General features: G+C 71.9%; 19 protein-coding genes and 1 rRNA gene. 9 read left to right on the top strand and 11 right to left on the bottom strand.

The features are described from left to right. Nucleotides 1–51: 51 nt before the first annotated feature. The 3 genes from ACIPUC_RS04930 to ACIPUC_RS04920 all read right to left on the bottom strand — a co-directional run bounded on the left by ACIPUC_RS04930 (nt 52) and on the right by ACIPUC_RS04920 (nt 6,544). The gene (locus ACIPUC_RS04930; protein WP_446586815.1) at nt 52–5,019 is read right to left on the bottom strand and encodes an NAD-glutamate dehydrogenase; all 4,968 of its coding nucleotides are present in this window, start codon (nt 5,017–5,019) and stop codon (nt 52–54) included. A gap of 362 nt (nt 5,020–5,381) precedes the next feature. Further along, nucleotides 5,382–6,047, bottom strand: a complete 666-nt coding sequence (locus tag ACIPUC_RS04925; RefSeq protein WP_446586814.1) for an HAD family hydrolase — start codon at nt 6,045–6,047, stop codon at nt 5,382–5,384. After that, entirely contained in the window at nt 6,044–6,544 is a 501-nt protein-coding gene (locus ACIPUC_RS04920) for a DUF6912 family protein (RefSeq protein WP_446586813.1), read from the bottom strand. The genes ACIPUC_RS04925 and ACIPUC_RS04920 overlap by 4 nt, the downstream gene beginning before the upstream one ends. Before the next feature lie 304 nt (nt 6,545–6,848). Between ACIPUC_RS04920 and ACIPUC_RS04915 the strand changes: the two genes are divergently transcribed. Then, a complete protein-coding gene (locus ACIPUC_RS04915; RefSeq protein WP_446586812.1) occupies nt 6,849–7,295 on the top strand; it encodes an Rv3235 family protein in 447 nt (148 codons plus the stop codon). Nucleotides 7,296–7,402: 107 nt separating this feature from the next. Here the strand turns inward: ACIPUC_RS04915 and secA are convergent, their stop codons facing one another. Continuing rightward, nucleotides 7,403–10,195, bottom strand: a complete 2,793-nt coding sequence (gene secA / locus ACIPUC_RS04910; RefSeq protein WP_446586811.1) for a preprotein translocase subunit SecA — start codon at nt 10,193–10,195, stop codon at nt 7,403–7,405. Between the two features lie 239 nt (nt 10,196–10,434). Here secA and ACIPUC_RS04905 point away from each other — a divergent pair, with 239 nt between their 5' ends. Both ACIPUC_RS04905 and ACIPUC_RS04900 read left to right on the top strand, forming a co-directional pair. Then, nucleotides 10,435–11,019: a GNAT family N-acetyltransferase gene (locus tag ACIPUC_RS04905; RefSeq protein ID WP_446586810.1), complete on the top strand. Its 585-nt coding sequence runs from the start codon at nt 10,435–10,437 to the stop codon at nt 11,017–11,019. 10 nt (nt 11,020–11,029) lie between these two features. Then, on the top strand, nt 11,030–12,205 hold the full coding sequence (locus tag ACIPUC_RS04900) for a winged helix-turn-helix domain-containing protein (RefSeq protein ID WP_446586809.1): 1,176 nt from the start codon (nt 11,030–11,032) through the stop codon (nt 12,203–12,205). A 38-nt stretch (nt 12,206–12,243) separates the two neighbouring features. Here the strand turns inward: ACIPUC_RS04900 and ACIPUC_RS04895 are convergent, their stop codons facing one another. From ACIPUC_RS04895 to mtrA, 6 genes are all read right to left on the bottom strand, one after another. Then, nucleotides 12,244–12,996, bottom strand: a complete 753-nt coding sequence (locus ACIPUC_RS04895; protein WP_446586808.1) for a response regulator — start codon at nt 12,994–12,996, stop codon at nt 12,244–12,246. A 190-nt stretch (nt 12,997–13,186) separates the two neighbouring features. Next, a complete protein-coding gene (hpf, locus tag ACIPUC_RS04890; protein WP_446587601.1) occupies nt 13,187–13,882 on the bottom strand; it encodes a ribosome hibernation-promoting factor, HPF/YfiA family in 696 nt (231 codons plus the stop codon). Between the two features lie 311 nt (nt 13,883–14,193). Further along, nucleotides 14,194–14,916: a ComF family protein gene (locus ACIPUC_RS04885; protein ID WP_446586807.1), complete on the bottom strand. Its 723-nt coding sequence runs from the start codon at nt 14,914–14,916 to the stop codon at nt 14,194–14,196. A 65-nt stretch (nt 14,917–14,981) separates the two neighbouring features. Then, the gene (locus ACIPUC_RS04880) at nt 14,982–16,868 is read right to left on the bottom strand and encodes an LpqB family beta-propeller domain-containing protein (protein ID WP_446586806.1); all 1,887 of its coding nucleotides are present in this window, start codon (nt 16,866–16,868) and stop codon (nt 14,982–14,984) included. Continuing rightward, nucleotides 16,840–18,798, bottom strand: coding sequence for an MtrAB system histidine kinase MtrB (gene mtrB / locus ACIPUC_RS04875; RefSeq protein ID WP_446586805.1), 1,959 nt, complete (start codon nt 18,796–18,798; stop codon nt 16,840–16,842). The genes ACIPUC_RS04880 and mtrB overlap by 29 nt, the downstream gene beginning before the upstream one ends. A 1-nt stretch (nt 18,799) precedes the next feature. After that, nucleotides 18,800–19,489 (bottom strand): two-component system response regulator MtrA, encoded by a 690-nt coding sequence (gene mtrA, locus ACIPUC_RS04870; protein ID WP_189747360.1) that lies wholly within the window; start codon nt 19,487–19,489, stop codon nt 18,800–18,802. Between the two features lie 235 nt (nt 19,490–19,724). Here mtrA and ACIPUC_RS04865 point away from each other — a divergent pair, with 235 nt between their 5' ends. From ACIPUC_RS04865 to ACIPUC_RS04840, 6 genes are read left to right on the top strand one after another with little or no spacing between them, the layout of a single operon-like run. Beyond that, nucleotides 19,725–20,960, top strand: a complete 1,236-nt coding sequence (locus ACIPUC_RS04865; RefSeq protein ID WP_446586804.1) for a hypothetical protein — start codon at nt 19,725–19,727, stop codon at nt 20,958–20,960. A 7-nt stretch (nt 20,961–20,967) separates the two neighbouring features. Then, complete coding sequence (locus ACIPUC_RS04860) at nt 20,968–21,648, top strand: DUF4129 domain-containing protein (protein ID WP_446586803.1); 681 nt, start codon at nt 20,968–20,970, stop codon at nt 21,646–21,648. Next, nucleotides 21,645–22,970: a DUF4350 domain-containing protein gene (locus ACIPUC_RS04855; RefSeq protein WP_446586802.1), complete on the top strand. Its 1,326-nt coding sequence runs from the start codon at nt 21,645–21,647 to the stop codon at nt 22,968–22,970. The genes ACIPUC_RS04860 and ACIPUC_RS04855 overlap by 4 nt, the downstream gene beginning before the upstream one ends. Next, nucleotides 22,967–23,947: an AAA family ATPase gene (locus tag ACIPUC_RS04850; protein ID WP_446586801.1), complete on the top strand. Its 981-nt coding sequence runs from the start codon at nt 22,967–22,969 to the stop codon at nt 23,945–23,947. The genes ACIPUC_RS04855 and ACIPUC_RS04850 overlap by 4 nt, the downstream gene beginning before the upstream one ends. Beyond that, on the top strand, nt 23,947–25,257 hold the full coding sequence (locus ACIPUC_RS04845) for a DUF58 domain-containing protein (protein WP_446586800.1): 1,311 nt from the start codon (nt 23,947–23,949) through the stop codon (nt 25,255–25,257). The genes ACIPUC_RS04850 and ACIPUC_RS04845 overlap by 1 nt, the downstream gene beginning before the upstream one ends. 46 nt (nt 25,258–25,303) lie before the next feature. Beyond that, a complete protein-coding gene (locus tag ACIPUC_RS04840; RefSeq protein ID WP_446586799.1) occupies nt 25,304–25,900 on the top strand; it encodes a Uma2 family endonuclease in 597 nt (198 codons plus the stop codon). 59 nt (nt 25,901–25,959) lie between these two features. Here the strand turns inward: ACIPUC_RS04840 and rrf are convergent. Beyond that, nucleotides 25,960–26,056, bottom strand: a 5S ribosomal RNA gene (rrf, locus tag ACIPUC_RS04835); the annotation flags it as partial.

The following is a 26,056-nucleotide window of genomic DNA, read 5'->3' as shown; positions in this document are numbered from 1 at the left end:
GCCGGGCCCGGGACCATAAGGTCCCGGGCCCGGCCCGTTCCGCCGTAACGGCTAGCTGTGCGCGCGCAGCAGGCTGCGCATCGTCCGCATCGCAACCGACAGGTTCGCCAGGTCGAAGTCGTCCGAGCCGCGGATCTCGTCCAGGGTCGTCCGGGCGCGTCCGATGATCGCCGCGTTCTTCTCCTCCCAGGCCTTGAACCGCTCCTCGGGAGTCGAGCTGCCGTTGCCCACCGACAGCACGTCGGCGGTCAGGGCGCCGTGCGCCGCGAACAGGTCCTCGCGGATGGAGGCGCGGGCCATCGACTGCCAGCGGTCGGCCCGCGGCAGCTCGATGATCCGGTCCATCAGCTGGGTGATGTCCAGGCGGTCGGCGAGGTCGTAGTAGACCTCGGCGACGTCCAGCGGGGCCACCCCGGTGCGGTCCGCGATGGCGACGACGTCGAGCGTCGGGAAGGCCGAGGAGAAGCCGGCCACCTTGGCCGCCAGCTCCTCCGGCACGCCCTCGCCGATCAGCTCGTCCATGATCGACTGGTACCACTCGAGGTCGGCGCCGCGCACCAGCTTCGGCAGCTCGGCCCACACGTGGCCGACCCGCTCCCCGAAGAACTCGATGGTCTCGGTGATCTGGAGCGGCTGCGGCCGGTTGTTCAGCAGCCAGCGCGTACCGCGCTCGACCAGGCGCCGCGAGTGCAGCCGGATCCGGGTCTGGACACTGGCCGCGACCTTGTTGTCGAGGGCCTCGACCGCGTCCCACACGTCGGCCAGGCCGAAGATCTCGCGGGCCGCGAGCTGCGCCCGGACGATCTCCTCCGTGGAGGCCCCGGTCTCCTCGCGCAGACGGTGCAGGAAGGTCGAACCACCGGTGTTGACGGTGTCGTTGACCAGCAGCGTCGTGATGATCTCCCGGCGCAGCGCGTGTCCGTCGATCTGCTCGGGGAACTTCTCCCGCAGGGCGGCCGGGAAGTAGGCGAAGAGCAGGCGCCGCAGGTACGGGTCGTCCGGCAGCCCGGTGTGGACGAGCTCTTCCGCCACCGTGATCTTGGTGTAGGCGAACAGGACGGCCAGCTCCGGCTGGGTCAGGCCCCGGCCGTTGGCCAGCAGTTCGCGGATCTGCCGGTCGGTGGGCAGGAACTCCAGCTCGCGGTTGAGCAGCCCCTCGCGCTCCAGGCGGCGCATGAAGCGCTGCTGCGCGTGGAGCAGGCTGGGGGCCTGCGCCGCGCCGTTGGCCAGCGCCGTGTTCTGCGCGTAGTTGTTGCGCAGCACCAGCGTGCCGACCTCGTCGGTCATCTCGGCGAGCAGCTTGTTGCGCTGCTTGACGGTCATGTCGCCGTCCGCCACGACCGCGTTGAGCAGGATCTTGATGTTCACCTCGTGGTCGGAGGTGTCCACGCCGGCGCTGTTGTCGATGGCGTCGGTGTTGACCTTGCCGCCCTCGCCGCCCGCGCCGGTACGGGCGAACTCGATGCGGCCGAGCTGGGTCAGACCCAGGTTGCCGCCCTCGCCGATGACCTTGGCCCGTACGTCGGAGCCGTTGACGCGGATGGCGTCGTTGGCCTTGTCGCCGACGTCCGCGTGCGTCTCGGACGTGGCCTTGACGTACGTACCGATGCCGCCGTTCCACACCAGGTCCACGGGGGCCTTGAGGATCGCCTGCATCAGCTCGGCCGGGGTCATCTTGGTGATGCCCGCCTCGATGCCGAGGGCCGCGCGGACCTGCGCGGTGACCGGGACGGCCTTGGCGCTGCGCGGGTGGATGCCGCCGCCCGCCGAGATCAGCGAGGTGTCGTAGTCGGCCCACGAGGAGCGCGGCAGCTCGAACAGGCGCCGGCGCTCGGCGTACGAGGTGGCCGCGTCCGGGTTCGGGTCGAGGAAGATGTGCCGGTGGTCGAAGGCCGCGACCAGGCGGATGTGCTCGGAGAGCAGCATGCCGTTGCCGAAGACGTCGCCGGACATGTCGCCGACGCCGACGACCGTGAAGTCCTGGGTCTGGGTGTCGTGGCCGAGCTCGCGGAAGTGCCGCTTGACGGACTCCCAGGCGCCGCGGGCCGTGATGCCCATGCCCTTGTGGTCGTAACCGGCCGAGCCGCCCGAGGCGAAGGCGTCGCCGAGCCAGAAGTTGTAATTGCCGGCGACCCCGTTGGCGATGTCGGAGAACGTCGCGGTGCCCTTGTCGGCGGCGACGACGAGGTAGGCGTCGTCCTCGTCGTGGCGCACCACGTCCTGCGGCGGCACGACCTCGCCCGCGACCAGGTTGTCGGTGATGTCGAGCAGGGCCGAGATGAAGGTGCGGTAGCAGGCGATGCCCTCGGCGAGCCAGGCGTCGCGGTCCACGGAGGGGTCCGGGAGCTGCTTGGCGACGAAGCCGCCCTTGGCGCCGACCGGCACGATCACGGTGTTCTTGACCATCTGCGCCTTGACCAGGCCGAGGATCTCCGTACGGAAGTCCTCACGCCGGTCGGACCAGCGCAGACCGCCGCGCGCGACCTTGCCGAAGCGCAGGTGCACGCCCTCGACCCGCGGCGAGTACACCCAGATCTCGTACGCCGGGCGGGGCGCCGGCAGGTCCGGGATGGCCTGCGGGTCGAACTTCATGGACACGTAGTCGTGCCAGTCGAAGCCGTGGGCCTCCTGGAAGAAGTTGGTGCGCAGGGTGGCCTTGATGAGGGTGAGGAAGGCCCGCAGGATGCGGTCCTCGTCGAGCGAGGCGACCTGGTCCAGGGCCCCCTCCAGCTCCTCCAGCATGGCGTCCACGAGCTCGCTGCCGGCGGCCTGGCGGCCGGGCGACAGGCGCGCCTCGAAGAGGGAGACCAGCAGCCGGGTGGTGTGGACGTTGTTGCGGAGGGTGTCCTCCATGTAGTCCTGGCTGAAGGTGGAGCCCGCCTGGCGCAGGTACTTGGCGTACGCGCGCAGGACGACGGCCTGCCGCCAGTTCAGCCCGGCGCTCAGCACCAGGGTGTTGAAGTTGTCGTTCTCCGCTTCGCCCTGCCAGACCGCGGCGAAGGCGTCCTGGAAGCGCTCGCGGGCGTCGTCACCGAGGTACGCGTCGCCGTTGGCGCCGACGGCGGGCATCCGCAGGCCGAAGTCGTAGATCCAGGCGCTGACCCGGTCGGCGCGGCGCAGCTCGTACGGGCGCTCGTCGGTGACCTCGACGCCGAGGCGCTGGAGCACGGGCAGGACCGCGGAGAGCGAGACCTGCTCGCCGGTGCGGTAGATCTTGAACCGGCGCTCGCCGGGGCCCGCGCCGACGGGCTCGTACAGCGAGAGCGCGAACGGGAGGTCGTTGGCGGAGAGCCTCTCCAGGTGGACCAGGTCGGCGACGGCCGCGCGCGGCGAGTGGTCGGCCTTGTAGCCCTCGGGGAAGGAGGTGCCGTAGCGGCGCAGCAGTTCGGCGGCGCGCTCCTCGCCGAGCTCGGCGACCAGCGCCTCGGAGAAGCCGTCGGCCCACGAGCGGGCGGCCTCGACGAGGCGGCCCTCGATGCGCTCGACGTCGCTGTCGGTGAGGACCGGCAGTTCCTTGCCCTGCGGGACGCGGACGACGAAGTGGATGCGGGAGAGGATCGACTCGGTGTTCCAGGCGGTGAAGTCGACGCTGATGCCGTCGAGCTCCTCCTTCAGGATGTCCATCAGGCGCAGCCGCACGCCGGTGGTGAAGCGGTCGCGCGGCAGGTAGACGAGCGCCGAGTAGTAGCGCCCGTACTCGTCCTGGCGCAGGTACAGCCGCAGTCGGCGGCGCTCCTGCAGGTACAGGACCGAGGTGACGATCTCGCGGAGCTTGTCGACCGGGGTCTGGAACAGCTCGTCGCGCGGGTAGGTCTCCAGGATCTGCAGCAGGTCGCGGCCGTCGTGGCTGCTCGGCGCGAAGCCGGCGCCTTCGAGGACCTCGCTGACCTTGCGGCGGATGACCGGGACGCGGCGCACCGACTCGGTGTACGCGGCGGAGGAGAACAGGCCAAGGAAGCGGCGCTCGCCGACCACGTTGCCCTCGGCGTCGAACTTCTTGACGCCCACGTAGTCGAGGTACGAGGGACGGTGCACGGTGGAGCGGCTGTTGGCCTTGGTCAGCACCAGCAGGCGGTGCTCGCGGGCCTTGGCGCGGGCGTCGGCGGGCAGCCGGTTGAAGGACGGCGAGACGGGGTGGCCGTCGTCCTTGCCGCTGTGGTGCGGGTCGGAGCGCAGGATGCCGAGGCCGGTGCCGGGGACGGCCGAGAGGGCGTCGCCGTCGACGAGGTTGTACTCGCGGTAGCCGAGGAAGGTGAAGTGGTCGTCGGCGAGCCAGCGCAGCAGCTCGCGGGCCTCTTCGAGCTCGTACTCGCGCAGGTCCGGGGCGGTGGGCTCGTCGGGCAGCCCGTCGGCGATGCGCAGCGCGGCGTCGCGCATCTTCTCCCAGTCCTCGACGGACTCGCGGACGTCGGACAGGACGCGCAGCAGGTCGCCGGTGATCTGCTTGAGGTCGGCCCGGTCGGTCTCGCGGTCGATCTCGACGTGGATCCAGGACTCGACGAGGGAGTCGTGGGGGCGCGCGGTCCTGGGGCCGTGCGCGTCGCAGTCGGGGCCGAGGATCTCGATCAGCTTGCCGGTGACGTCACGGCGGACGACGACCTGCGGGTGGATCACGACGTGGATGCCGCGGCCCTGGCGGGACAGCTCGTTGGTGACGGAGTCCACGAGGAAGGGCATGTCGTCGGTGACGACCTCGACGACGGAGTGGCTGGAGGTCCAGCCGTTCTCCTCGACGGTCGGCGTGTGCACGCGCACGTTCGCGGTGCCCTGCGGCCGGTTCTCGGCGAGCCGGTAGTGCGAGAGCGCTCCCCCGAACACGTCGACCGGGTCCCGGTCCAAGAGGTCCTCTGGGGCGGTGTGCAGGTAATAGCGCTGGAGGTACGCGAGCACTGTGTCCCGGTCGGGACGCTCCCCCGGCTCGGACCCAGTCGGAAGTAGCCCCCCGGCCGGGCTGTTCTCAGCTACCCGGGCCGCCCGCGCGAGCAGCTCGGCCTTTGCTTCGTCCAGCTTGGTCTGCATGTCCTCTGGCTCCTGTCAACGCGCCATTGCGTGACGTAGGTGGTGAAGAAGAAATGGCACAGCACTGAGCGCCGGGATGTCCGTGCGGGATCGGCGCTGCGCCGTAGGGAGAGCCGACCGGGAGGGAATGAGCCATAGGCGCCACGTCCCGGCAGCGGGGACCAGCGAGGGCCCGGGCACGGTGGTGCCTCGGGCGCAGGCCGGAGGCTTCGGTGCCCCCGATGACTATCGCGCTGATCACGGGTACCAGGCTATCTCCACCCACCCCGCACACGTCATGGATGTGTACAAAACTTGAGGTTGAACTTTGACGTTCTGGACAGCGACGCGGAGGAGCCGCGGGCGCGTCTGCGGAACCGTTGCTATTCGGCCAGTTCCCGAGCTGTGCGGACGGCCTCTGCCAGGGTGTCGACGACGGGCACACCGGCCGATTCCAGACTGCTGCGGCTGTGCGATCCGCCCGTGTAGAGGACGGCCCGGGCGCCGACGTGCGCCGCGGCGAGGGCGTCGTCCACGGCGTCTCCGATGAGGACCGTACGCGCGGCCGTCACGCCCGTCCCGTCCAGGGCGGCCATGTGCCGTACGAGGTGCCCCGCCTTGCTGGTGTGGGACGGCCCGGTCCGCCCGTCGACGCGCAGGAAGTGCCGGTCGATGCCGTGCAGGCGGACCAGCGGTACGAGCTTGTCGTGGGGCGCGAGGGACAGCAGGGACTGCGTGAGCCCGTCGCGCTCCCAGTCCCGGAGCAGCTCGCGGGCGCCTTCGGCGAGCCCGGCGTCTTCGGCGGCGGCCCAGTAGTGCCGGTGGAACGTGTCGTCCATGACCACCCACTCCTCATCGGTGGGCAGCCGTCCCATCAGCCGCTCGTAGAACTTGGGCACCGGTACGACGTACAGGTCGCGGTAGGTCTCGAGGGTGATCGGAGGGAAGCCGAGCTCCGCGAAGGAGGCGTTGGTCGCGGTGATGACGGCGTGGATGTCGTGGAGGAGGGTGCCGTTCCAGTCCCACACGATGTGGGTCGACGGCGTCATTTCAGCAGCCCCGGGATCTCCTGCACCCCGAACCAGAGCAGCTCGTGGTCCTCGGCGCCGTCCACGGTGAACTGCGCGTCGCCGTCCCCGCCGTCGGCGGCGTCGACGGCCCGTGCGGCGGCGGCCACGTCCGCCTCGGCGTCGCCGGCGTCGACGTGCACGGCGGCGGCCACGGCGAGCCGTACGGTGTCGGCGAGGGCGACCTGGCCGAGGGTGGCCTCGTCCACGCCGGGGGTGGCGGTGGCGGCCTTGTCGGCGACGTCCACGGCGACGACGACCCGCCGGGGCGGTGCGGCCGGGTCGGCGGCGATCAGGCGGAGCGAGGCGGCCGCCGCGCGGCTCAGGGCCGCGTACTCCAACTCCTCGATGTCGTCCGACACGTACCACTCGCGCAGCCCGGGGGTGACGGCGTACGCACGCAGCGGGCCGGGGCCCAGCTCACCCGCCTTGTGCGCCTCGGCGAGCCCGGGGAGGGTCAGGGGGACGTACACGCGCATGGCCGGCTGCTTTCGGTAGTCGGAAACGCCCCCAGGATACGACTGCGCCCCGGCCTGCCGGGAGAGTGACGACCTCGTACCCCTTCGGGGTGCGGGAGCAGGACCGCCCTGCGTCCACCCCGGTCCCCGAGGGTGGCCGCCGAGGCCCCGGCAGCGGGCTGCAGACACTCGGATAGGTGAACCGGGGCGGGGGCGGGACGCCGGCGATCAGCCGATTGCGGAGCGTGTGCGGCCCGGCGTAGAAGGTCCCCATCAAGTTACCGCCCGGTACCGCTCCGGGCCCGGACCATGGGGGCAGATCGCGATGGACACCACGATGCGCGGCACGATCGGCGGCGAGGCGGCCCGCCGCCGGACCGGCGGCCACTCCCGGACCCGGCCCGCCGGCCGGCGCGACACCCGGCGCCCCGCCGCCCCGGTCCGGGCCCTGCGGCCCGGCCCGCACCACTGGTTCGCCGACCGCCTCCTGGCCGTCGTCAGCGGCCTCCGGCCGGTCCACTCGCTCCTGGGCCACACGGTCGGCCCCGCCTACCAGCAGCTGGTCACCCTGGCCCCGGCGGAGCACCTGCGCGACGACCTGCGCCCGGTCGTCCGCCAGTGCGGCCGCTTCACCCCCGGCCCTGGCGTCATCGAGGCCTTCGCCCGCATCGCCACGGGCGACCGCATGACGGCCATGGCGTTCCGCCTCGAACAGGGCCCGGACCTCCGCTGGCGCTGCGCGGCAGTAGAACTCCAGGGCCCCCGCACATGAACCGGCAACCCCGGACCCGCCAACGCCACCACGCCGGACGCAACGCGGCCGGGCCGGACACACGCACGGTGTGTCCGGCCCGGCCGGCGAGCTCACCCCCGCGGGGGCTACTTCTTACGGCGGCGCCCGCCGGAGGCCTTCGCGGCCTTCCGCCGCTCCGCCCGCGTCATGCCGTCACCGTCACCACCGGCGCCATCGGACTCGAAGTCGCCCTCGACCACGCCGCCCTCACCGTCGACGGTCGGCGCCGAGAAGTGCAGCCGGTCCGGGCGCTGCGGAGCGTCCAGCCCCTTCGCCCGGATCTCCGGGCGGGCCGGCTCCTTCGTCAGCGACGGCGCCGCGTCCTGCACCGGAACCTCCTCGACCTGCTGCTCGACCTGGACCTCCAGGTTGAACAGGTAGCCGACGGACTCTTCCTTGATGCCGTCCTGCATGGCGTTGAACATGTCGAAGCCCTCGCGCTGGTACTCGACCAGCGGGTCCTTCTGGGCCATCGCCCGCAGGCCGATGCCCTCCTGCAGGTAGTCCATCTCGTACAGGTGCTCACGCCACTTGCGGTCCAGCACCGACAGCACCACGCGCCGCTCGAGCTCGCGCATGATGTCGGAGCCCAGCGCCTTCTCGCGCGCCTGGTACTGCTCGTGGATGTCGTCCTTGATGGACTCCGCGATGAACTCGGCGGTGATGCCCGCCCGGTCGCCCGCGGCCTCCTCAAGCTCCTCGATGGTGACCTTCACCGGGTAGAGCTGCTTGAAGGCGCCCCACAGGCGCTCCAGGTCCCACTCCTCGGCGAAGCCCTCGACCGTCTCGGCCGCGATGTACGCGTCGATCGTGTCGTCCATCATGAAGCGGACCTGCTCCTGGAGGTCCTCGCCCTCCAGGACGCGGCGGCGCTCGCTGTAGATGACCTCGCGCTGGCTGTTGAGGACCTCGTCGTACTTCAGGACGTTCTTGCGCGTCTCGAAGTTCTGGGTCTCGACCTGCGACTGGGCCGACGCGATCGCGCGCGTCACCATCTTGTTCTCGATCGGCACGTCGTCCGGCACGTTGGCCATGGCCATGACGCGCTCGACCATCTGCGCCTTGAACAGGCGCATCAGGTCGTCGCCCAGCGACAGGTAGAAGCGGGACTCGCCCGGGTCGCCCTGTCGGCCGGAGCGGCCGCGCAGCTGGTTGTCGATACGGCGCGACTCGTGGCGCTCGGTGCCCAGCACGTACAGCCCGCCGAGCTCCTTGACCTCTTCGAACTCGGCCTTCACGGCCGCCTCGGCCCGGGTGAGCGCCGCGGGAAGGGCGTGCGCCCACTCCTCGATGTGCTCCTCCGGGTCCAGGCCCTGCTGGCGCAGCTCGGCCTCGGCGAGGTCGTCGGGGTTGCCGCCGAGCTTGATGTCGGTACCGCGGCCGGCCATGTTCGTGGCGACGGTGACGGCGCCGCGGCGGCCGGCCTGGGCGACGATCGTCGCCTCACGGTCGTGCTGCTTGGCGTTGAGCACCTCGTGCGGGATGCCGCGCTTGGACAGCTGCTGGGAGAGGTACTCGGACTTCTCGACCGACGTCGTACCGACGAGGATCGGCTGGCCCTTCTCGTGCTTCTCCGCGATGTCGTCGACGACGGCGGCGAACTTCGCGACCTCGGTCCGGTAGATCAGGTCCGGCTGGTCCTTGCGGACCATGTCGCGGTTGGTCGGGATCGGGACGACGCCGAGCTTGTAGATCTGGTGGAACTCGGCGGCCTCGGTCATGGCCGTACCGGTCATGCCCGACAGCTTCGAGTAGAGGCGGAAGAAGTTCTGCAGGGTGATCGTGGCGAGGGTCTGGTTCTCGTCCTTGATGTCCACCCCTTCCTTCGCCTCGATCGCCTGGTGCATGCCCTCGTTGTAGCGGCGGCCGGCGAGGATACGGCCGGTGTGCTCGTCGACGATCATGACTTCGCCGTCGAGGACGACGTAGTCCTTGTCCTTCTTGAACAGTTCCTTCGCCTTGATGGCGTTGTTCAGGTAGCCGACGAGCGGGGTGTTCACCGACTCGTAGAGGTTCTCGATGCCGAGCCAGTCCTCGACCTTGGCCACGCCGGCCTCGTGGATGGCGACGGTGCGCTTCTTCTCGTCGACCTCGTAGTCGCCGGTCTCCTCGATGCCCTTCAGCGGCTGGCCGGCCTCGCCCTTGGTCAGGCGGGTCACCAGCTTCGCGAAGTCGCCGTACCACTTCGTGGCCTGGTCGGCCGGGCCGGAGATGATCAGCGGGGTGCGGGCCTCGTCGACGAGGATCGAGTCGACCTCGTCGACCACGGCGAAGTTGTGGCCGCGCTGGACCAGCTCGTCCTTCGACCACGCCATGTTGTCGCGCAGGTAGTCGAAGCCGAACTCGTTGTTCGTGCCGTAGGTGATGTCGCAGTTGTACTGCTCGCGGCGCTGCGCCGGCGACATGTTCGCCAGGATGCAGCCGACCTCCAGGCCGAGGAACTTGTGCACCCGGCCCATCAGCTCGGAGTCGCGCTCGGCGAGGTAGTCGTTCACCGTGATCAGGTGGACGCCCTTGCCGGACAGCGCGTTCAGGTACGCGGGCAGGGTGCCGACGAGGGTCTTGCCCTCACCGGTCTTCATCTCGGCCACGTGGCCGAGGTGCAGCGCGGCGCCGCCCATGATCTGGACGTCGTAGTGGCGCTGGCCGAGGACGCGCTTGGCGGCCTCGCGCACCGTCGCGAAGGCCTCGGGCAGCAGGTCGTCCAGGCTCTCGCCGTCCTGGAACCGCTGCTTGTACTCGTCCGTGAGCGCCCGCAACTCGGCGTCGGAGAGGTTGACGAAGTCCTCTTCGATGGAGTTGACCTGGTCCGCGATGCGGTGCAGTTTGCGCAGGATCTTGCCTTCGCCTGCACGCATGAGCTTGTTGAAGACGGACACCGAGGTTTGTCTCCTTGCCGGTCGGGCCTGGGCACTGTTCGTACACGGGCACGGCAGGTGGGCCCCACCGCAACGGCCATCGTAAGCGAGGACGTGGTCGCGTCGGGAGGTCCGCCGTAGCCGCGAGGGCGTGGGCGCCCGGATTGAGAACGTACGGGGGGTGCCGAAGGTGCCGCTGTTCGCGCCGCGGTTATGAAAAAGAGTTCCCGCGGGAGGCGCCCGGGCAGCAGAATCCGTTCATGGAGCCCACGACCCTGAAGACGGACCGACTCGATTTGCGGCCTTTCGTCCCCACGGACGAGGACGAGGTGTACGCCGCCTGCCTCGACCCCGACGTCCAGCGCTGGACTCTGGTCCCCTCCCCCTACGAGCGCGCGCACGCGCACGCCTTCGTGAACGAGGTCGTGCCGAACGGCTGGCGCGAGGACACCGCGTACCCCTTCGCCGTACGCCTGGGGGCCGGCGGCCCGCTGGTCGCCGCCGTCGGCGTCCACGTGCACGGAGAGGACTCGTACGAGATCGGCTACTGGGCGGTCAAGGAACACCGCGGGCAGGGCTACATGACCGAGGCCGTGGCCGCAGTGGCCCGCTGGGCCTTCACCGAGGTGGGCGCCGTACGGCTCGAGTGGCGCGCCGAGGCCGGCAACACCGGCTCCCGCGTCGTGGCGCAGAAGGTCGGGTTCCGCATGGAGGGCCTGCTGCGGGCCGGCCTGATCAGGAACGGCACCGCGCGCGACTGCTGGATCGGCGCCCTGCTCCCCTCGGACCTGGGCCTGACCCCGGCTTTCCCGTACCTGCCCGCCGATGTCAGTGGCGCGTCCTAGGCTGCGGATCATGACGAGCCTGCCGCAGCCCGCCCTGTCCCTGTCCGCCGACGAGGCGCGCCGGATCGCCCTGCGCGCGCAGGGCTTCCTCGGCGCGCCCGACCGGCGCGGCGGGGTACGGGGCGTCCTGCGGCACCTGGGCGCCGTCCAGCTGGACACGATCTCGGTGCTGGCCCGCTCGCACGAGCTGATCCCGTACGCGCGGCTCGGCGCGGTGGGCCGGGAGGCGGTGGAGAAGGCGTACTGGTCGGACCGTCACGCCTTCGAGTACTGGTCGCACGCGGCCTGCATCCTGCCCATCGAGGAATGGCCGCATTTCGCCTTCCGGCGCCGGGCCCGGTACGCGCGCGGGCACCGCTGGCACGTCCTGCAGGACAAGGACCGCTCCACGAAGGCGGTCCTGGACCGGCTCCGGGCCGACGGCCCGCTGACCTCCACCGAACTGGGCGGCGCCAAGAACGGCGGCGAGTGGTTCGAGTGGTCCGAGACCAAGATCGCGGTGGAGTGGCTGCTCGACACCGGTGAGGTGGTCTGCAGCGAGCGCCGCGGCTGGAAGCGGGTCTACGACCTCCCCGAGCGCGCCGTGCCCGACGCGCTGCTCCACGACGACCTGGACGACCGCGAGTGCCTGCGCCGCCTGGTCCGCCTGGCCGGGCAGTCGCTGGGCGTGGGCACCCGGGCCGACATCGCGGACTACCACCGCCTCAAGGGGGAGCAGGTCGACGCCGTGATCGCGGAGTCCGGACTGGTCCCGGTCACGGTGGAGGGCTGGGGGAAGCAGGCCTGGGCCGATCCGGCGGCGCTCGCGACGGCCCCCCGGGGCCGCCACCGCACGACACTGCTCTCCCCGTTCGACTCGCTGGTCTGGGACCGCCCCCGCACGGAGCGGATCTTCGGCTTCACGCACCGCCTGGAGGCCTACGTCCCCAAGCCGAAGCGGATACACGGGTACTTCGCGATGCCGCTGCTCGCGGGCGGCCGCCTCCAGGGCCGCGTCGACCCGGCCCGCGAGGGCCGCACCCTGGTGGCCCGCCAGCTCTCGCTGACGTCGCCGAAGGCGGCCGGCGCGATGGCGGCGGCCCTGCGAGAGGCGGCCGAGTGGGTGGGCTGCGACACGGTCCGCGTCGAACGCGCCGGCTCCCCCGCCGAGGCCGCGGCCGTCACCGCAGAACTCGCCGCGTTCTAGGCCGCGTCCGAGGGGCCGCCCGGGTCGGCCGGAGGCGGTTAGCGGATCTCCAGGATCTTCTCGCGCATCGCGTAGACCACGGCCTCCATCCGGGAGTGCAGCTGCAGCTTCTCCAGGATGTTGCGCACGTGGTTCTTCACGGTGTTCTCGGAGATGAACAGCTCCTTGGCGATGTCCCGGTTGTTCATGCCGGTGGCCACCAGCTTCAGGACCTCCAGCTCCCGGTCCGTCAGCCTCGGCGCCGGCACCAGCCGCCGCTCGTCGGTCCGCTGGATCATCGACTTGAACTCGGTGAGCAGCTTCGACGCCATCGACGGGCTGATCTGCGACTGGCCGTCCGCCACCGCCCGGATCGCCGTGGCCACCTCGTCCGTGGAGATCTCCTTCAGGAGGTACCCGGTCGCGCCCGCCTTGATCGCGTCGTAGAGGTCCGCCTCCTCGTCGCTGATCGTCAGCATGATGATCTTCGCGGAGGGCGCCACCTCCTTGATCGAGGTGCACGCCTCGATCCCGCCGCGCCGGGGCATCCGCACGTCCATCAGCACGATGTCCGGCAGCAGGTCGGCCGCCTTGTCCACGGCCTCCGCACCGTCCCCCGCCTCGCCGACGACCTGGATGTCCTCCTCCTGCGCGAGGACGATCTCCAGCCCGCGCCGGAACAGCGCGTGGTCGTCGACCACGAGGACCCGGATGGGCTCCCCCGCCGACGGCCCGGCGGACTCCGCCGCCGGGTCCGCCTCACGGCGGCCCGCACCGTCGTCGCCGCGCACCGGCCCGAAGCTGTCCGCCATCGTTCCTCCCCCTGCATGTGCCGAGCTGCTGGGCCAACCGGACCGGCTGCGCCGCCGGTTGACTGCCCGCCATGATTCCATGCCCGCGGCACGGCGCGGGGGGCCGCCGCGGACCGCCCGGCGCATACGCGCCATACAAAGGCCCCCGCAGGACGCCGGAGCGTCCCGCGGGGGCAGCGGAACGAGGTGCTCAGCCGCCGAGCGCGCCCCCGGCCCCACCGCGCGGCTCCTCCGAGCTGGAGGCCCCGTCGGGGTTCACGTGGATCACGCCGTAGTCGTACGCGTGACGTCGGTAGACAACGCTGGGCAGCTTGGTCTCGGAGTCGACGAACAGATAGAAGTCGTGTCCGACCAGCTCCATCTCGTAGAGAGCCTGGTCGAGCGACATGGGTGCGGCCGAGTGGGTCTTCTCGCGGACGATGAGCGGGCCTTCGCCCTGCACTTCGATGGAACCGATCCGGGTGATCGGAACCCCGTTCGCCTTCTCCTCGGAGAACGGCTCGCCATTCGCGTTCAGCTGCGCGGCGTCCGGCACGACGTCGGCGACCTCTGCCGCCGAGAGCCGGCCCGCGCCCCTGCGGGTGTAGCGCTTGTCGTGCTGCTTGCGCAGCCGGGCCTCCAGCTTGTCCTGAGCCAGGTCCAGCGCCGCGTACGGGTCGGCGGCGGCGGCCTCGGCACGGATCACCGGGCCCCGCGAGCGCAGAGTGATCTCCACGCGGTCGGAACGGTCGGCCTGGCGCGGGTTGTGCTCCTTCGACACCTCGACGTCCAAGCTGATCACCTTGGCGTCGAGCTTCTGGATCCGCTCCGGATTCAGCTTCTCGGCCACGTGCTTGCGGAACCGGTCGGGCACCTCGGTCTTGCGGCCCTTGACGACGATGTCCACGCAGAACTCCGTTCCCGGATAGCTCCGCCCGACGGGGCGAAGCGTCTCCCTTTCGCACCAGACTCCGGTGAAGGCCGGAGCCTCGGACTTGGCGACTTTCACCTCCTCCTCCCCCATCGGCAAGATCCACACCCCACCGACTTCGGAGTCGAGCGACAGCGATGCGTGGGGCCTGAAGGCTCGCCAGTCCTCACAACCGAACATATCCCTCTATGACGGTTGTCGGCACCCGCTACCGGAACGTACTTCCGTTCAGGTGGTCATTCACTCTTACTACCTGCAACGATGGGCCTTCCCCTGCAGTTCCAAATCTATTCACGGGATTTTTGCTCTGTCCGAGTTGCGGCCACCACCGCCGCCCGCGGCGCCGCCTCCTCGGCCAGACCGCCCTCCCGCACCGCCCGGGCCGCCTCGGCCAGCGTGGCCCCCGTGGTGATCAGGTCGTCGACCAGCACGAGCACGGCCGCGTCCGTCAGCCGCGCCCCGCCCGGGCACGCTTCCAGCGCCCCCGCGAGGTTCTCCCGGCGCTGCCGTGCCCCCAGTCCCGCCTGGTCCGCCACGGCCCGCCGCAGCCGCAGTACGGGCGCCACCCGCGCGGGCACACCGGCCCGCCGCAACCGCCCCGCCGCGGCCAGCGCGATCCTGCGCGCCGGATCGTGCCCGCGCGCCCTGACCTGCCGCCGCGCCGACGGGACCGGCACCAGAGCCACCTCGCGCCCCGCCGCACCCGCCCCACCCGCGCCCGGCAGCGCCGCGGCCACCGCCCCCGCCAGGGCGGCGCCGAGCGCCCCGGCCAACGGCAGCGCCCCACGTTCCTTGTGCGCCAGCAGCACGGCCCGTACGGGTCCCTCGTAGACGGCGGCGGCGTACACCACCGGCAGCCCCCGGGGTGACGGCCGGGGCCGCGCCCGCACCGCCCCGGCCCCGCTCAGCGCCTCCCGGCAGCCGGCGCACACCAGCAGCCGCGCGGCCCCGCAGCCCGCGCAGTCCACCGGCAGGACCAACCCCGCGAGCTCCTGCCACCACCCCCGCATGCCCACCACTGTGACGGGCCCCGCAACGACCCGCCACCCCTGTGGACAACTCACGGACGAGCAGGTCAGCCCGGGTACACCGGCGCCCTGCCGCCCGACGTCACCGTGCGCCACTGCGCCCCCGGCGGCAGCCACACGATGCCGTCCTCCGAGTACCCGATCACCGGCTTCGGCTTCGACTCGTCCTCCGAGCCGGGCACCGCGACCGCGACCAGCCCGGTGGCCCCGGGCAGGCTCCCCGCGGCCACCGAACCGTCCGCCAGCATGTAGCGGGCCTGCACGACCCCGCCGCTCTCCCGGCCCACCACCAGCAGCCGGCCCCGCGGCGCCCAGCTCATCGCCGTCACGTCCGCCATCTGCGGAGCCGCCGCCCGCAGCTCGCGCACCGACACCGCCGAGCCGTCCCCCTTGGGGTCGGGCCGTTCGATCCGCCCCACCCACAGGTTCTTGCGGCGCTCCTTGTTCTCCACGAGCAGCGCGATGCGCGCCCCGTCGGAGGAGGCCTTCAGCGAGGTGATCCGCCCGTCGAGCCCGGCCACCTGCACCTTCTCGGGGGTCCCGGTCCCGTCCGGCACCCGCCACAGCCCCGGGTGCTGCGGATCCTGGTCGACGACCCACAGGTCGCCCGCCGCGTCCCAGCTGGGCGCGGTCAGCGTGTTCGGCTTGGCTCCCCTGCCGGTCAGCACGGGCTGCGGCATGGCCCCGGCCCCGGTCAGCGACACGACGTACAGGCCGTGCCCGTCCGCGGAGACCACGGCCGCGCGCCCCTCGTCGTACGACACGGCCGCGGAGTCCACCTTGAACGCGGTGGGCGCGGACAGCGGTCCCGGCACCGGTTCGGAGCGCGGCTGCTGGTCCTCGGCGGTGACGTCGAGCTTCATCCGGACCAGCCGGTCCTCGTTGTCGACGAAGTACTGGTACTGGGGCGTCCGGGGCCGGTTGGCGATGACGGCCGCCGTCACCTCGGTCACCGAGCACAGCGAGGAGGACTTCCCGTCGGAGCGGAGCAGTTCGACCCGGTCCAGCCGGGAGGCCGTCAGCTCCTTGACGGTGTAGAGGAGTTGCGTCGCCATCTTCTGGCACTGCGGCGACGCGACGTTGTCGGCCTTGTCGTTCAGCGGCACGCGCAGCGTGTTCTGGCCGTCGTACGAAAGGGACTTGGTGCCCTGCCGCAGCTCCGTCCCGGTGGGGAAGCTGGACTCCACGACCGGCCCCAGCCACCTGGACGGCCCGGCCAGCAGCGACTGCACGGTCTGCGTGGTGGGGTCCATCCGCGAGTCGGGGTCACTGCGCTGGCGCACGTACACGGGATCGGCGACCAGGCTGCCGCCCGCGAAGTAGTACTTGTTGACCGGCATGTAGATGCGCTGGAAGTCCGACTCGCTCAGCACGAGGCTGCTCGGCGGAGTCGAGATCCGCCACTGCTTGCCCTCCTGCACCAGCTGGAGGAACTCCGCGTACTCCCCGGTCTGCGGCTGGTACGCGCTGCGCTCGTCCACGGTCGCGAGCTTCTTGCCGGTCACCTTCCAGCGGGGCCCGTCGGGGTCCTTCTCGGTGCGGACCGGGAACCGGTCGAGGCCGGCCGAGAGCACGGTCACGGCGGTGCCGGGCCGCCAGCTCTTCGCGGCGTCCTCGGTGAGGTACTTGCGGGCGGTTTCCAGCTGCGGATCGTCGCTGGTCATCGCCTCCAGGAAACCGTCGACGATCTCCCCCGCGCTGGCCTTGTCGGCGGGCGGCACGCCGAACACCCGGACCTGGGAGTCGACGCCCTGCGAGGCCTGCACCCGGCGGATGTCCCCGTGGTCGGGCATCGAGGCGCACCCGGCCAGCAGCAGCCCGGCCACCCCGAGGGCGTACGCCCGCAGGGTGCGCAGCCGCCTGCCGCGGGCCCCCGCGGCGCGCGCCCTCCCGGGCGCCGCACCCTCAGCGTCCGTCGGCATCGGCATCGGCATCAGTTCGGTCCTCCTGTGGTGCCTGCTCGGCCGGCCGGGCCACGACCCGGGCACCGCTGCCCGGCAGGGCCGTCGGGTCGGCGGGTACGGACTGCCCCGAGGCCACCGGGGGCCGCGGCGGGATCGGCGACCGGTCCCCCGCGTCCGCCGGCTGCTGCCGGTCCGCCGCGGCGCCCGCGGCGTCGGCCGCGGCCCTGGCCCGGTTGGCCCGGGAATCCTCGGGTTCCAGCGGGATGGGCGAGCCCCGCAGCGGCTCGTCGGCCGTACGCGGCAGGGTGAGGCGGAACTGCGAGCCGCCGCCCGGCTCGCCCCAGGCCTGTAGCCAGCCGCCGTGCAGCCGGGCGTCCTCGACGGCGATGGACAGGCCGAGGCCCGTACCGCCCGTCGTCCGTGCCCGTGCCGGGTCGGCCCGCCAGAAGCGGTTGAAGACGCGGGTCGCCTCGCCGGGCTTGAGCCCGACGCCGTAGTCCCGTACGGCGACCGCGACGGCCCCGCCCGCGGACGCCAGCCGGACCACCACATCGCGTCCCTCGCCGTGCTCCACGGCGTTGACGACCAGATTGCGCAGCACCCGCTCCACCCGCCGGGCGTCGGCCTCGGCGATGACGGGCTGGGTGTCGCCGAGCACCCGGATCCGGGTGCCCTTGTGCTCCGCGAGCGGCTCGGCCCCGTCGATGACGCGGCGTACGACGTCCCGCAGGTCGATGGGCTCCGCCTCCAGGGCGGCCGCGCCCGCGTCGAACCGGCTGATCTCCAGCAGGTCGGCGAGCAGCGACTCGAAGCGGTCGAGCTGACCGGCGAGCAGCTCGGCGGAGCGCGCCGTGATCGGGTCGAAGTCGACCCGCGCGTCGTGGATGACGTCCGCGGCCATCCGTACCGTCGTCAGCGGGGTGCGCAGCTCGTGCGAGACGTCCGAGACGAACCGGCGCTGCATCCGCGACAGGTCCTCGAGCTGTTGGATCTTGTTCTGGAGGTTCTGGGCCATCTTGTTGAAGGCTTCGCCCAGACGGGCGATGTCGTCCTCGCCGGTGACCTTCATCCGCTCCTGGAGCCGCCCGGCCGACAGCCGCTCGGCGATCCCGGCGGCCATCCGGACGGGCGTGACGATCTGACGCACCACGAGCCAGGCGATGGCGCTGAGCAGCACGACGACGAACAGCCCGGCGGTGGCGATGGTGCTCTTGACCAGGTTGAGGGACTCCTCCTCCTGGGTGAGCGGGAAGAGGTAGTACAGGTCGTACGGGTCCCCGTTGATGTCGGTGAGCCGCTTGCCCACGACCAGCGCCGGCTCGGGGGCCTTCTCCCCGGCCCCGGCGGTGTACCGGATCTCCGAGAAGGTCTTGAAGGTGCCGGCCGAGTGGTTGACGGCGCGGCGCAGTGCGACGGGCACGCTGGCCGTCGGATCCACGTTTCCCGAAGCACGGGCGCCCTTGACGCCCTGGGTGCCGGGCAGGACCTGCTCGCCGGTCCCGGCGCCGAGCGCGACCACCTCGAAGGCGGTCTGGCCCCCACTGGCCAGCTGTTTGACCAGCGAGTTCATCCAGGTACTGGCGTCCAGCCCGACCTTGTTGTCGGCGGCGTCGGGCCCGTCCACGGTCGCCGGGGCGTTGGCCTTCTCCTGCGCGACCGCGAACCCGCCCGCGGCCTGGCTCTGCGCCGCCTCCTCCTTGGCGTCCAGGAGGCCCTTGCTGACCTGTGCGATCACCACGAAGCCCAGCGCGAGGACCACGGCGAGCGACATCAGCAGGGTGGCGGCGACCACCCGCAGCTGGATGTTGCGCCGCCACAGCCGGACAGCCGGAAGCAGCGGCCGGCGTACGAGGCGTACGCACAGCCGCAGCACCGAGGCACCCGGCGCTCCCTCCTGGAGCAGCCGGCCGGGCCGCAGGCTCCGCCAGCGGGAGCCGCCCCGGCCCTTGCCGGACTGCACCTCAGCTGGGTCCGGCCTTGTAGCCGACACCGCGCACCGTCACGACGATCTCGGGGCGCTCCGGGTCCTTCTCGACCTTGGAGCGCAGGCGCTGCACGTGCACGTTCACCAGGCGGGTGTCCGCGGCGTGCCGATAGCCCCAGACCTGCTCCAGCAGCACCTCGCGGGTGAACACCTGCCAGGGCTTGCGCGCCAGGGCGACCAGCAGGTCGAACTCCAGCGGGGTCAGGGCGATGGAAGCACCGTCCCGCTTGACCGAGTGCCCGGCCACGTCGATGACGAGGTCACCGATGGCCAGCTGCTCGGGCGCGGGCTCCTCCGACCGGCGCAGGCGGGCGCGGATGCGGGCCACCAGCTCCTTCGGCTTGAACGGCTTGACGATGTAGTCGTCGGCACCGGATTCCAGGCCCACGACGACATCGACCGTGTCGCTCTTGGCCGTGAGCATCACGATCGGCACGCCGGACTCGGCCCTGATCAGCCTGCAGACCTCTATGCCGTCCCGTCCGGGCAGCATGAGGTCGAGCAGTACCAGATCCGGCTTCGCCTCCCGGAAGGCAGCAAGTGCCTTGTCACCGTCCGCTACGAACGACGGCTCAAAACCTTCTCCACGCAGCACAATGCCGAGCATCTCGGCCAGCGCGGTGTCGTCGTCGACGACAAGGACGCGTCCCTTCATGGTTGACATCATCCCATTAGCTAATCGTTACCTGGCGGTGAGCTGTCCCACAGCCAAAAGGGCTGGAAATCGCCCCTCGGACCTGCGTGGAGAACAGGTCGACCAGTCTGCCCCGGATCCGGGGTGACAATTGAAGGTACGGGCTGTCGATGATCCGGGGGGATCGCTGGTCCGTTCGTGTACCTCACGTGGCACGATGGCACCGACCAGCGCCCCCGCCGCAGCAGGTGCACGTGAAGGAGCGACGATGAACGACTCTCCGGGCTGGGCTACGCCCGGATCCGATCCCTCCGACGGCGAGCGGCCCGGGGCGCCCACCGACCGGCCGGCCTCCGGCGACCCGAAGTGGTCGGCCGAGCAGCCGCCGCCCGGCCAGTGGACCAGCCCGGCCCCCGGCCAGAACCAGCCCCCGCAGCAGCCCCAGCCGCCCCAGCAGGGGCAGGGCTGGGGAGGGCACGGAGGCCCGTACGGGGGCCAGTACGGTCAGCACGGCGGCCAGTACGGCTACCCGGGCGGCCCCGGCCAGTGGGGCCAGCCCCCGGCCGCCAAGCCCGGCGTGATCCCGCTGCGCCCGCTCGGCCTCGGCGAGATCCTGGACGGCGCCGTCGCCACCATGCGCTCCCACTGGCGCTCGGTCCTGCCGATCACGCTGGTCGTGGCCACCGTGGTGCAGGTGCTCAGCCTCCTCGCGCAGAAGTACGCCCTGGGGGACCTCGCCGTCTCGGCGGAGCCCGGGGCGGACATCGACGAGACGATCAACGACATCGCCGTCGCCATGGCGGCCCTCGTCGGCGTCGGCTTCATCGCCGCCCTCGGCGGCATCGTGGCCACCGCGATGCTCACGATGATCTACAGCCGGGCCGTGCTCGGGACCACTTCGACGGTCTCCGCCGCCTGGCGCGAGTCCCGTCCCCAGCTGCTGCGCCTGCTCGGCCTGACGCTCCTGCTGGCCCTCGGCTCGATCCTGCTGGCCGCCGCACTGATCCTGCCCGGCGCCCTGACCCGCAGCCCGGGTCTGCTCGTCGTGGGCCTGCTCGTGATGCTCCCGCTGTTCACCTGGCTGTGGATCAAGTTCAGCCTGGCCTCGCCCGCGCTGATGCTGGAGCGGAGCACCGTCTTCAAGGCCCTCGGCCGCTCCTCCAAGCTGGTCCAGGGCACCTGGTGGCGGATCTTCGGCATCACCGTGCTCACCAACATCATCACCGGCATCGTCTCGGCGATCATCGTGTGGCCACTGACGATCGTCGGCATGGCCGTCTTCGGCGGCGGCCTGGCAGGCATGGAGGACGGCACCGCCTCCACCGCCTGGGGAGCGCTCGTCCTCTCCGGCATCGGCTCGATCATCGCGCAGACGATCGTGATGCCGATCCTGGCCGGCGTCACGGTCCTCCTCTACGTGGACCAGCGCATCCGCCGCGAGGGACTCGACCTGGAGCTCGCCCGGGCGGCAGGCATCGAGAACTACGGCACGACCGGAGGCTGACACACCCATGGTGAGCACGGGGGGCCTCATCACACGTGCCGCGGCGCTCCTGCCGGGCGCCGAGACACCACCGGTCACGACACCGCGCGAGCCCGCCCAGGAGGCGGCGGAGCGCGAACTGTCCAAGCCGATGTACCACGAGAACGACCCGGGGCTGCTGGACCGCGCCCTGCGCACGTTCCTCGACTGGATCGACGACCTGTTCGAAGCGGCCTCCGGGGCGACCCCCGGAGGCACGCTCGGCCTCGTCGTGATCGTCCTCCTGGTGGTCCTGGCCGTCGGCGCCCTGTGGTGGCGGCTCGGCGCCCCCGGCCGGATCTCCTCCGGTGCGGGCGTCCTCTTCGACGACGGCATCCGCAGCGCCGCCGACCACCGCACGGCCGCCGAGGCCCACGCCGCCGCCGGCCGCTGGACCGAGGCCGTCCAGGAGCGCATGCGCGCCGTCGTCCGCTCCCTGGAGGAGCGCACCCTGCTCGACCCGCGCCCGGGCCGCACCGCCGACGAGGCGGCCGCCGAAGCCGCGGTCTCCCTCCCCGACCACGCCGGTGACCTCCGCGCGGCCGCCCGTACCTTCGACGACGTCACCTACGGCGGCCGCTCCGCCGACGCCGACACGTACGCCCGCCTGCGCACCCTCGACCTCACCCTGGACCGCGCCAAGCCGCTCCTGACGGGACCCGCCGCATGACGCCGCACGACGGGTCGCTCCCGCAGGGCGCCGAACACAAGCACGCCGCGCTCTCCGACCCCCCGCCGCGCCCGGCGCCCGAGCAGCCTTCCCGGCACGCTCCCGGCCCCCGGGCAACCGCCCCGGTGGAGACCGCCCCGACGGACACCGCCCCCGGCCCGGACCGAGCCCGGCTGGCCCGGCGAGCCCGACGGGTCCTGGGCTTCGTCGCCGTGCTCGCCGCGGGCGGGATCGCCCTCGCCGTCCTCAACTCCGGCACCCGCCACGGCCTCCTCGATCCGCGCTCCGCCGACCCCTACGGCAGCAGGGCCGTCGCCGAGCTCCTCGAGGACCGCGGTGTCACCACCCGCGTCGTCACCACCGCCCGCGAGGCCGCCGAGGCCGCCGGACCCCGCACCACCCTCCTCGTCACCGACCCCGACCGCCTCGGCAGCCGCCAGCGCGGCCTGATCCGCTCGGCCATGGACCTCTCCGGCGGCCGCACCGTCCTGCTCGCCCCGGGCAGCCACAGCCTCACCGACCTGGCCCCCGGCGTCAGCAGCCAGAGCGCCACCGCCGCCGACACCCTCGCCCCGGCCTGCAGCCTGCCCGCCGCCGCCTCCGCCGGCCGCGCCGACACCGGCGACGACCGCCGCTACACCACCGACCTGCCCCGGGCCACCGCCTGCTACCCCAGCGACGGCCGGCCCACCCTCCTCGTCCTCCCGGCAGGCACCCGCGGCGACACCGTCCTCCTCGGCTCCGGCACGATCCTCCTCAACGAGAGCCTCGCGCAGGAGGGCAACGCCTCCCTCGCCCTCCAACTCCTCGGCTCCCGCCCGGAACTCGTCTGGTACATGCCGTCCCTCGCGGACTCCGACCCCGGCAGCGACGCCGAAACCGAAGAGGACCAGAGCCTCTTCGACCTCGTCCCGGCCGGCTGGTCCTGGGCCCTGCTCCAGCTCTTCGCGGCCGCCGCGCTCGCCGCCCTCTGGCGCGCCCGCCGGCTCGGCCCCCTCGTCACCGAGAAGCTGCCCGTCGTCATCCGCGCCTCCGAGGCCACCGAAGGCCGCGCCCGCCTCTACCGCAAGGCAGGGGCCCGCGACCGCGCCTCCACCGTGCTGCGCGCCGCCACCCGCGAACGCCTGGCCGCCCTGGTCGGCGTACCGGCCTCCCAGGCCCACGACCCCGTCACCCTGGTCCCCGCCGTGTCCACCCGGCTCGGCGACGGCGGCCACGACGTGACCACCACCCTCTTCGGCCCCACACCCTCCGACGACGCGGCACTCGTCGCGCTCGCCGACCACCTCGACGCCCTCGAAAGAGAGGTCCGTACGTCATGACGTACCCGGCCACCGAGTCCGCCGCCGCGGACAGCGCCCGCGCTTCCCTCGAAGCGCTCCGCACCGAGATCGGCAAGGCCGTGGTCGGTCAGGACTCCGCCGTCACCGGCCTGGTCGTCGCACTCCTGTGCCGCGGCCACGTACTGCTCGAAGGCGTCCCCGGCGTCGCGAAGACCCTCCTCGTACGGGCCCTCGCCGCATCCCTCGAACTTGACACCAAGCGCGTCCAGTTCACCCCGGACCTGATGCCGAGCGACGTCACCGGCTCCCTCGTCTACGACGCCCGCACCGCCGAGTTCTCCTTCCAGAACGGCCCGGTCTTCACCAACCTCCTCCTCGCGGACGAGATCAACCGGACCCCGCCCAAGACCCAGTCCTCGCTCCTCGAAGCGATGGAGGAGCGCCAGGTCACCGTCGACGGCACGCCGCGCCCGCTTCCCGAGCCCTTCCTCGTCGCCGCCACCATGAACCCGCTCGAGTACGAGGGCACGTACCCCCTCCCGGAAGCCCAGCTGGACCGCTTCCTCCTCAAGCTCACCGTGCCGCTGCCCTCCCGCGCGGACGAGATCGGCGTCCTGACCCGGCACGCCGCCGGCTTCAACCCCCGCGACCTGCACGCCGCGGGCATCCGCCCGGTGGCCGGCCCGGCCCAGCTCGAAGCCGCCCGCGAGGCCGTCGCCAGGGTCTCCGTCTCCCCCGAGATCGCCGGCTACGTCGTCGACATCTGCCGCGCCACCCGCGAATCGCCGTCCCTCACCCTCGGAGTCTCCCCGCGCGGCGCGACCGCCCTGCTGGCCACCGCCCGCGCCTGGGCCTGGCTCACCGGCCGCGACTACGTCACCCCCGACGACGTCAAGGCCCTGGCCCTGCCGACCCTGCGCCACCGCGTCCAGCTGCGCCCGGAAGCCGAAATGGAAGGCGTCACCGCGGACTCGGTCATCACCGCGATCCTCTCCCACGTCCCCGTCCCGCGCTGATGGCCCTCACCGGACGCACCGCCCTGCTGGCGGCCCTCGGCAGCATCCCCGTCGGCATCCTCGAACCGAGCTGGACGGGGATGCTCGCCGTCAACGGCCCGCTCGCACTGGCCTGCGCGGTCGACTGCGCCCTGGCGGCGCCCGTCCGCGGGCTGCGCCTGACCCGATCGGGCGACACCTCGGTCCGCCTCGGCGAACCGGCGGACGTCCACCTCACCGTCACCAACCCGAGCGGCCGCCGCCTCCGGGCCCGCGTCCGCGACGCCTGGCCCCCGAGCAGCTGGATCCCGGGTACGGAGACGGCCGCCTCCCGCCACAGGCTGGACATCCCCGCCGGGGAACGCCGCCGCCTGACCACCCGCCTGTACCCCACGCGCCGCGGCGACCGCCAGGCCGACCGCGTGACGATCCGCTCGTACGGGCCCCTCGGCCTGTGGGCCCGCCAGGGCGCGCACACCATCCCCTGGACGGTCCGCGTCCTGCCGCCCTTCACCAGCCGCAAGCACCTCCCCTCGCGCCTCGCCCGCCTGCGGGAACTGGACGGACGTACGAGCCTCCTGACCCGCGGCGAGGGCACCGAGTTCGACAGCCTCCGCGACTACGTCCCCGGCGACGACACCCGTTCCATCGACTGGCGGGCCACGGCCCGCCAGCAGAAGGTGGCCGTCCGCACCTGGCGCCCCGAACGCGACCGCCACATCCTGATCTGCCTGGACACCGGCCGCACCGCGGCGGGCCGCGTCGGCGACGCCCCCCGCCTGGACTCCGCGATGGACGCGGCCCTGCTGCTGGCCGCCCTGGCCACCCGCGCCGGCGACCGCGTGGACCTGCTGGCCCACGACCGCCGGCCCCGGGCCCAGGTCCAGGGCCGCCCGGCCGCCGACATCCTGCCGTCCTTCGTCAACGCGATGGCCACCCTCGAACCCGAACTGGTCGAGACGGACTCCCGCACCCTGGTCTCCACCATCCTCCGCAGTGCCCCGCGCAGGTCCCTGGTGGTCCTTCTGACGAGCCTGGACGCGGCCCCGATCGAAGAGGGCCTGCTCCCGCTCCTGCCGCGCCTCACGCAGCGCCACACGGTCCTGCTGGCTTCGGTGGCGGATCCCCACGTGGCGGAGATGACCGGCTCCCGCGGCAGCGCGGAAGCCGTCTACGAGGCCGCGGCAGGCACCCAGTCCCAATCCCAGCGCCGCCGCACGGCCGACCAGCTCGCCCGCCACGGCGTCCACGTGGTCGACGCCACCCCGGACACATTGGCCCCCTCCCTGGCCGACGCCTACCTGGCCCTCAAGGCCGCCGGCCGCCTGTAGCCGAAGGGCCTGGATAGGCTGGTCGGGAACCCACCAGGAGGACACCATGGCCGACCTCACCCCCGAGCAGATGCGCCGCTTGCACGACTTCGCGGAGCAGCTCGCGGAGCTGGCCGAGCACCAGGAAGACTCGTGGAAGGTGCAGACCACCGATGGTCAGATCTTCCTCACGATGATGAGCCCCACCGCTCCCCACGGGCTCAACGTGGTGCGGCTGCGCCGCCAGATCGAGGCCCAGACGCCAGAGGTCATGGCCCTCAACGACACGAACATGGGCGATCCCCAGACCGGCCTGACCAAGGTTCCCGATCTCATGGTCATCGCGGAAGAGGACACCGACGACACGGCAAAGGTCGTCAATTCCCGGGATGTCCTCATGGTGGTGGAAGTCGTCTCCCGCACCAACTCGCTCACTGACATCCGCGACAAGCTGCATGACTACCCGAGGATGGGGGTCCCGCTGTATGTCGTGGTGGACCCCCGCAAGGACAAGAAGACCGTCACCGTGCACAGCGACCCCTCAGCAGGGCCCGACGGCATCCAATTCCGCAAGGCGGTCCCTTACGCCTTCGGGGACACTGTCACCGCCGGCCGCTGGACGCTCGACACGAGCAGCCTCAAAAGCTACCCCGCCGATTGGTGAACGCAGAAAAGCCCCGCACCGAACCCCGGAGGGTTTGGTGCGGGGCTTCCGCAATGATTGTTCGGCGGCGTCCTACTCTCCCACAGGGTCCCCCCTGCAGTACCATCGGCGCTGAAAGGCTTAGCTTCCGGGTTCGGAATGTAACCGGGCGTTTCC

This window comes from Streptomyces sp. LARHCF249 (assembly GCF_052871255.1).
The sequence above is the reverse complement of the archived record's forward strand: the minus strand, read 5'-3'. Positions and strand labels throughout refer to the sequence as shown.

Excerpts from the sequence above, each read along its gene's own strand:
- ACIPUC_RS04930 (WP_446586815.1), bottom strand. The coding sequence starts at position 5,019 with ATGCAGACCAAGCTGGACGAAGCAAAGGCCGAGCTGCTCGCGCGGGCG.
- ACIPUC_RS04925 (WP_446586814.1), bottom strand. The coding sequence starts at position 6,047 with ATGACGCCGTCGACCCACATCGTGTGGGACTGGAACGGCACCCTCCTC.
- ACIPUC_RS04920 (WP_446586813.1), bottom strand. The coding sequence starts at position 6,544 with ATGCGCGTGTACGTCCCCCTGACCCTCCCCGGGCTCGCCGAGGCGCAC.
- ACIPUC_RS04915 (WP_446586812.1), top strand. The coding sequence starts at position 6,849 with ATGGACACCACGATGCGCGGCACGATCGGCGGCGAGGCGGCCCGCCGC.
- ACIPUC_RS04905 (WP_446586810.1), top strand. The coding sequence starts at position 10,435 with ATGGAGCCCACGACCCTGAAGACGGACCGACTCGATTTGCGGCCTTTC.
- ACIPUC_RS04900 (WP_446586809.1), top strand. The coding sequence starts at position 11,030 with ATGACGAGCCTGCCGCAGCCCGCCCTGTCCCTGTCCGCCGACGAGGCG.
- ACIPUC_RS04895 (WP_446586808.1), bottom strand. The coding sequence starts at position 12,996 with ATGGCGGACAGCTTCGGGCCGGTGCGCGGCGACGACGGTGCGGGCCGC.
- ACIPUC_RS04885 (WP_446586807.1), bottom strand. The coding sequence starts at position 14,916 with ATGCGGGGGTGGTGGCAGGAGCTCGCGGGGTTGGTCCTGCCGGTGGAC.
- ACIPUC_RS04880 (WP_446586806.1), bottom strand. The coding sequence starts at position 16,868 with ATGCCGATGCCGATGCCGACGGACGCTGAGGGTGCGGCGCCCGGGAGG.
- mtrA (WP_189747360.1), bottom strand. The coding sequence starts at position 19,489 with ATGATGTCAACCATGAAGGGACGCGTCCTTGTCGTCGACGACGACACC.
- ACIPUC_RS04865 (WP_446586804.1), top strand. The coding sequence starts at position 19,725 with ATGAACGACTCTCCGGGCTGGGCTACGCCCGGATCCGATCCCTCCGAC.
- ACIPUC_RS04860 (WP_446586803.1), top strand. The coding sequence starts at position 20,968 with ATGGTGAGCACGGGGGGCCTCATCACACGTGCCGCGGCGCTCCTGCCG.
- ACIPUC_RS04855 (WP_446586802.1), top strand. The coding sequence starts at position 21,645 with ATGACGCCGCACGACGGGTCGCTCCCGCAGGGCGCCGAACACAAGCAC.
- ACIPUC_RS04850 (WP_446586801.1), top strand. The coding sequence starts at position 22,967 with ATGACGTACCCGGCCACCGAGTCCGCCGCCGCGGACAGCGCCCGCGCT.
- ACIPUC_RS04845 (WP_446586800.1), top strand. The coding sequence starts at position 23,947 with ATGGCCCTCACCGGACGCACCGCCCTGCTGGCGGCCCTCGGCAGCATC.
- ACIPUC_RS04840 (WP_446586799.1), top strand. The coding sequence starts at position 25,304 with ATGGCCGACCTCACCCCCGAGCAGATGCGCCGCTTGCACGACTTCGCG.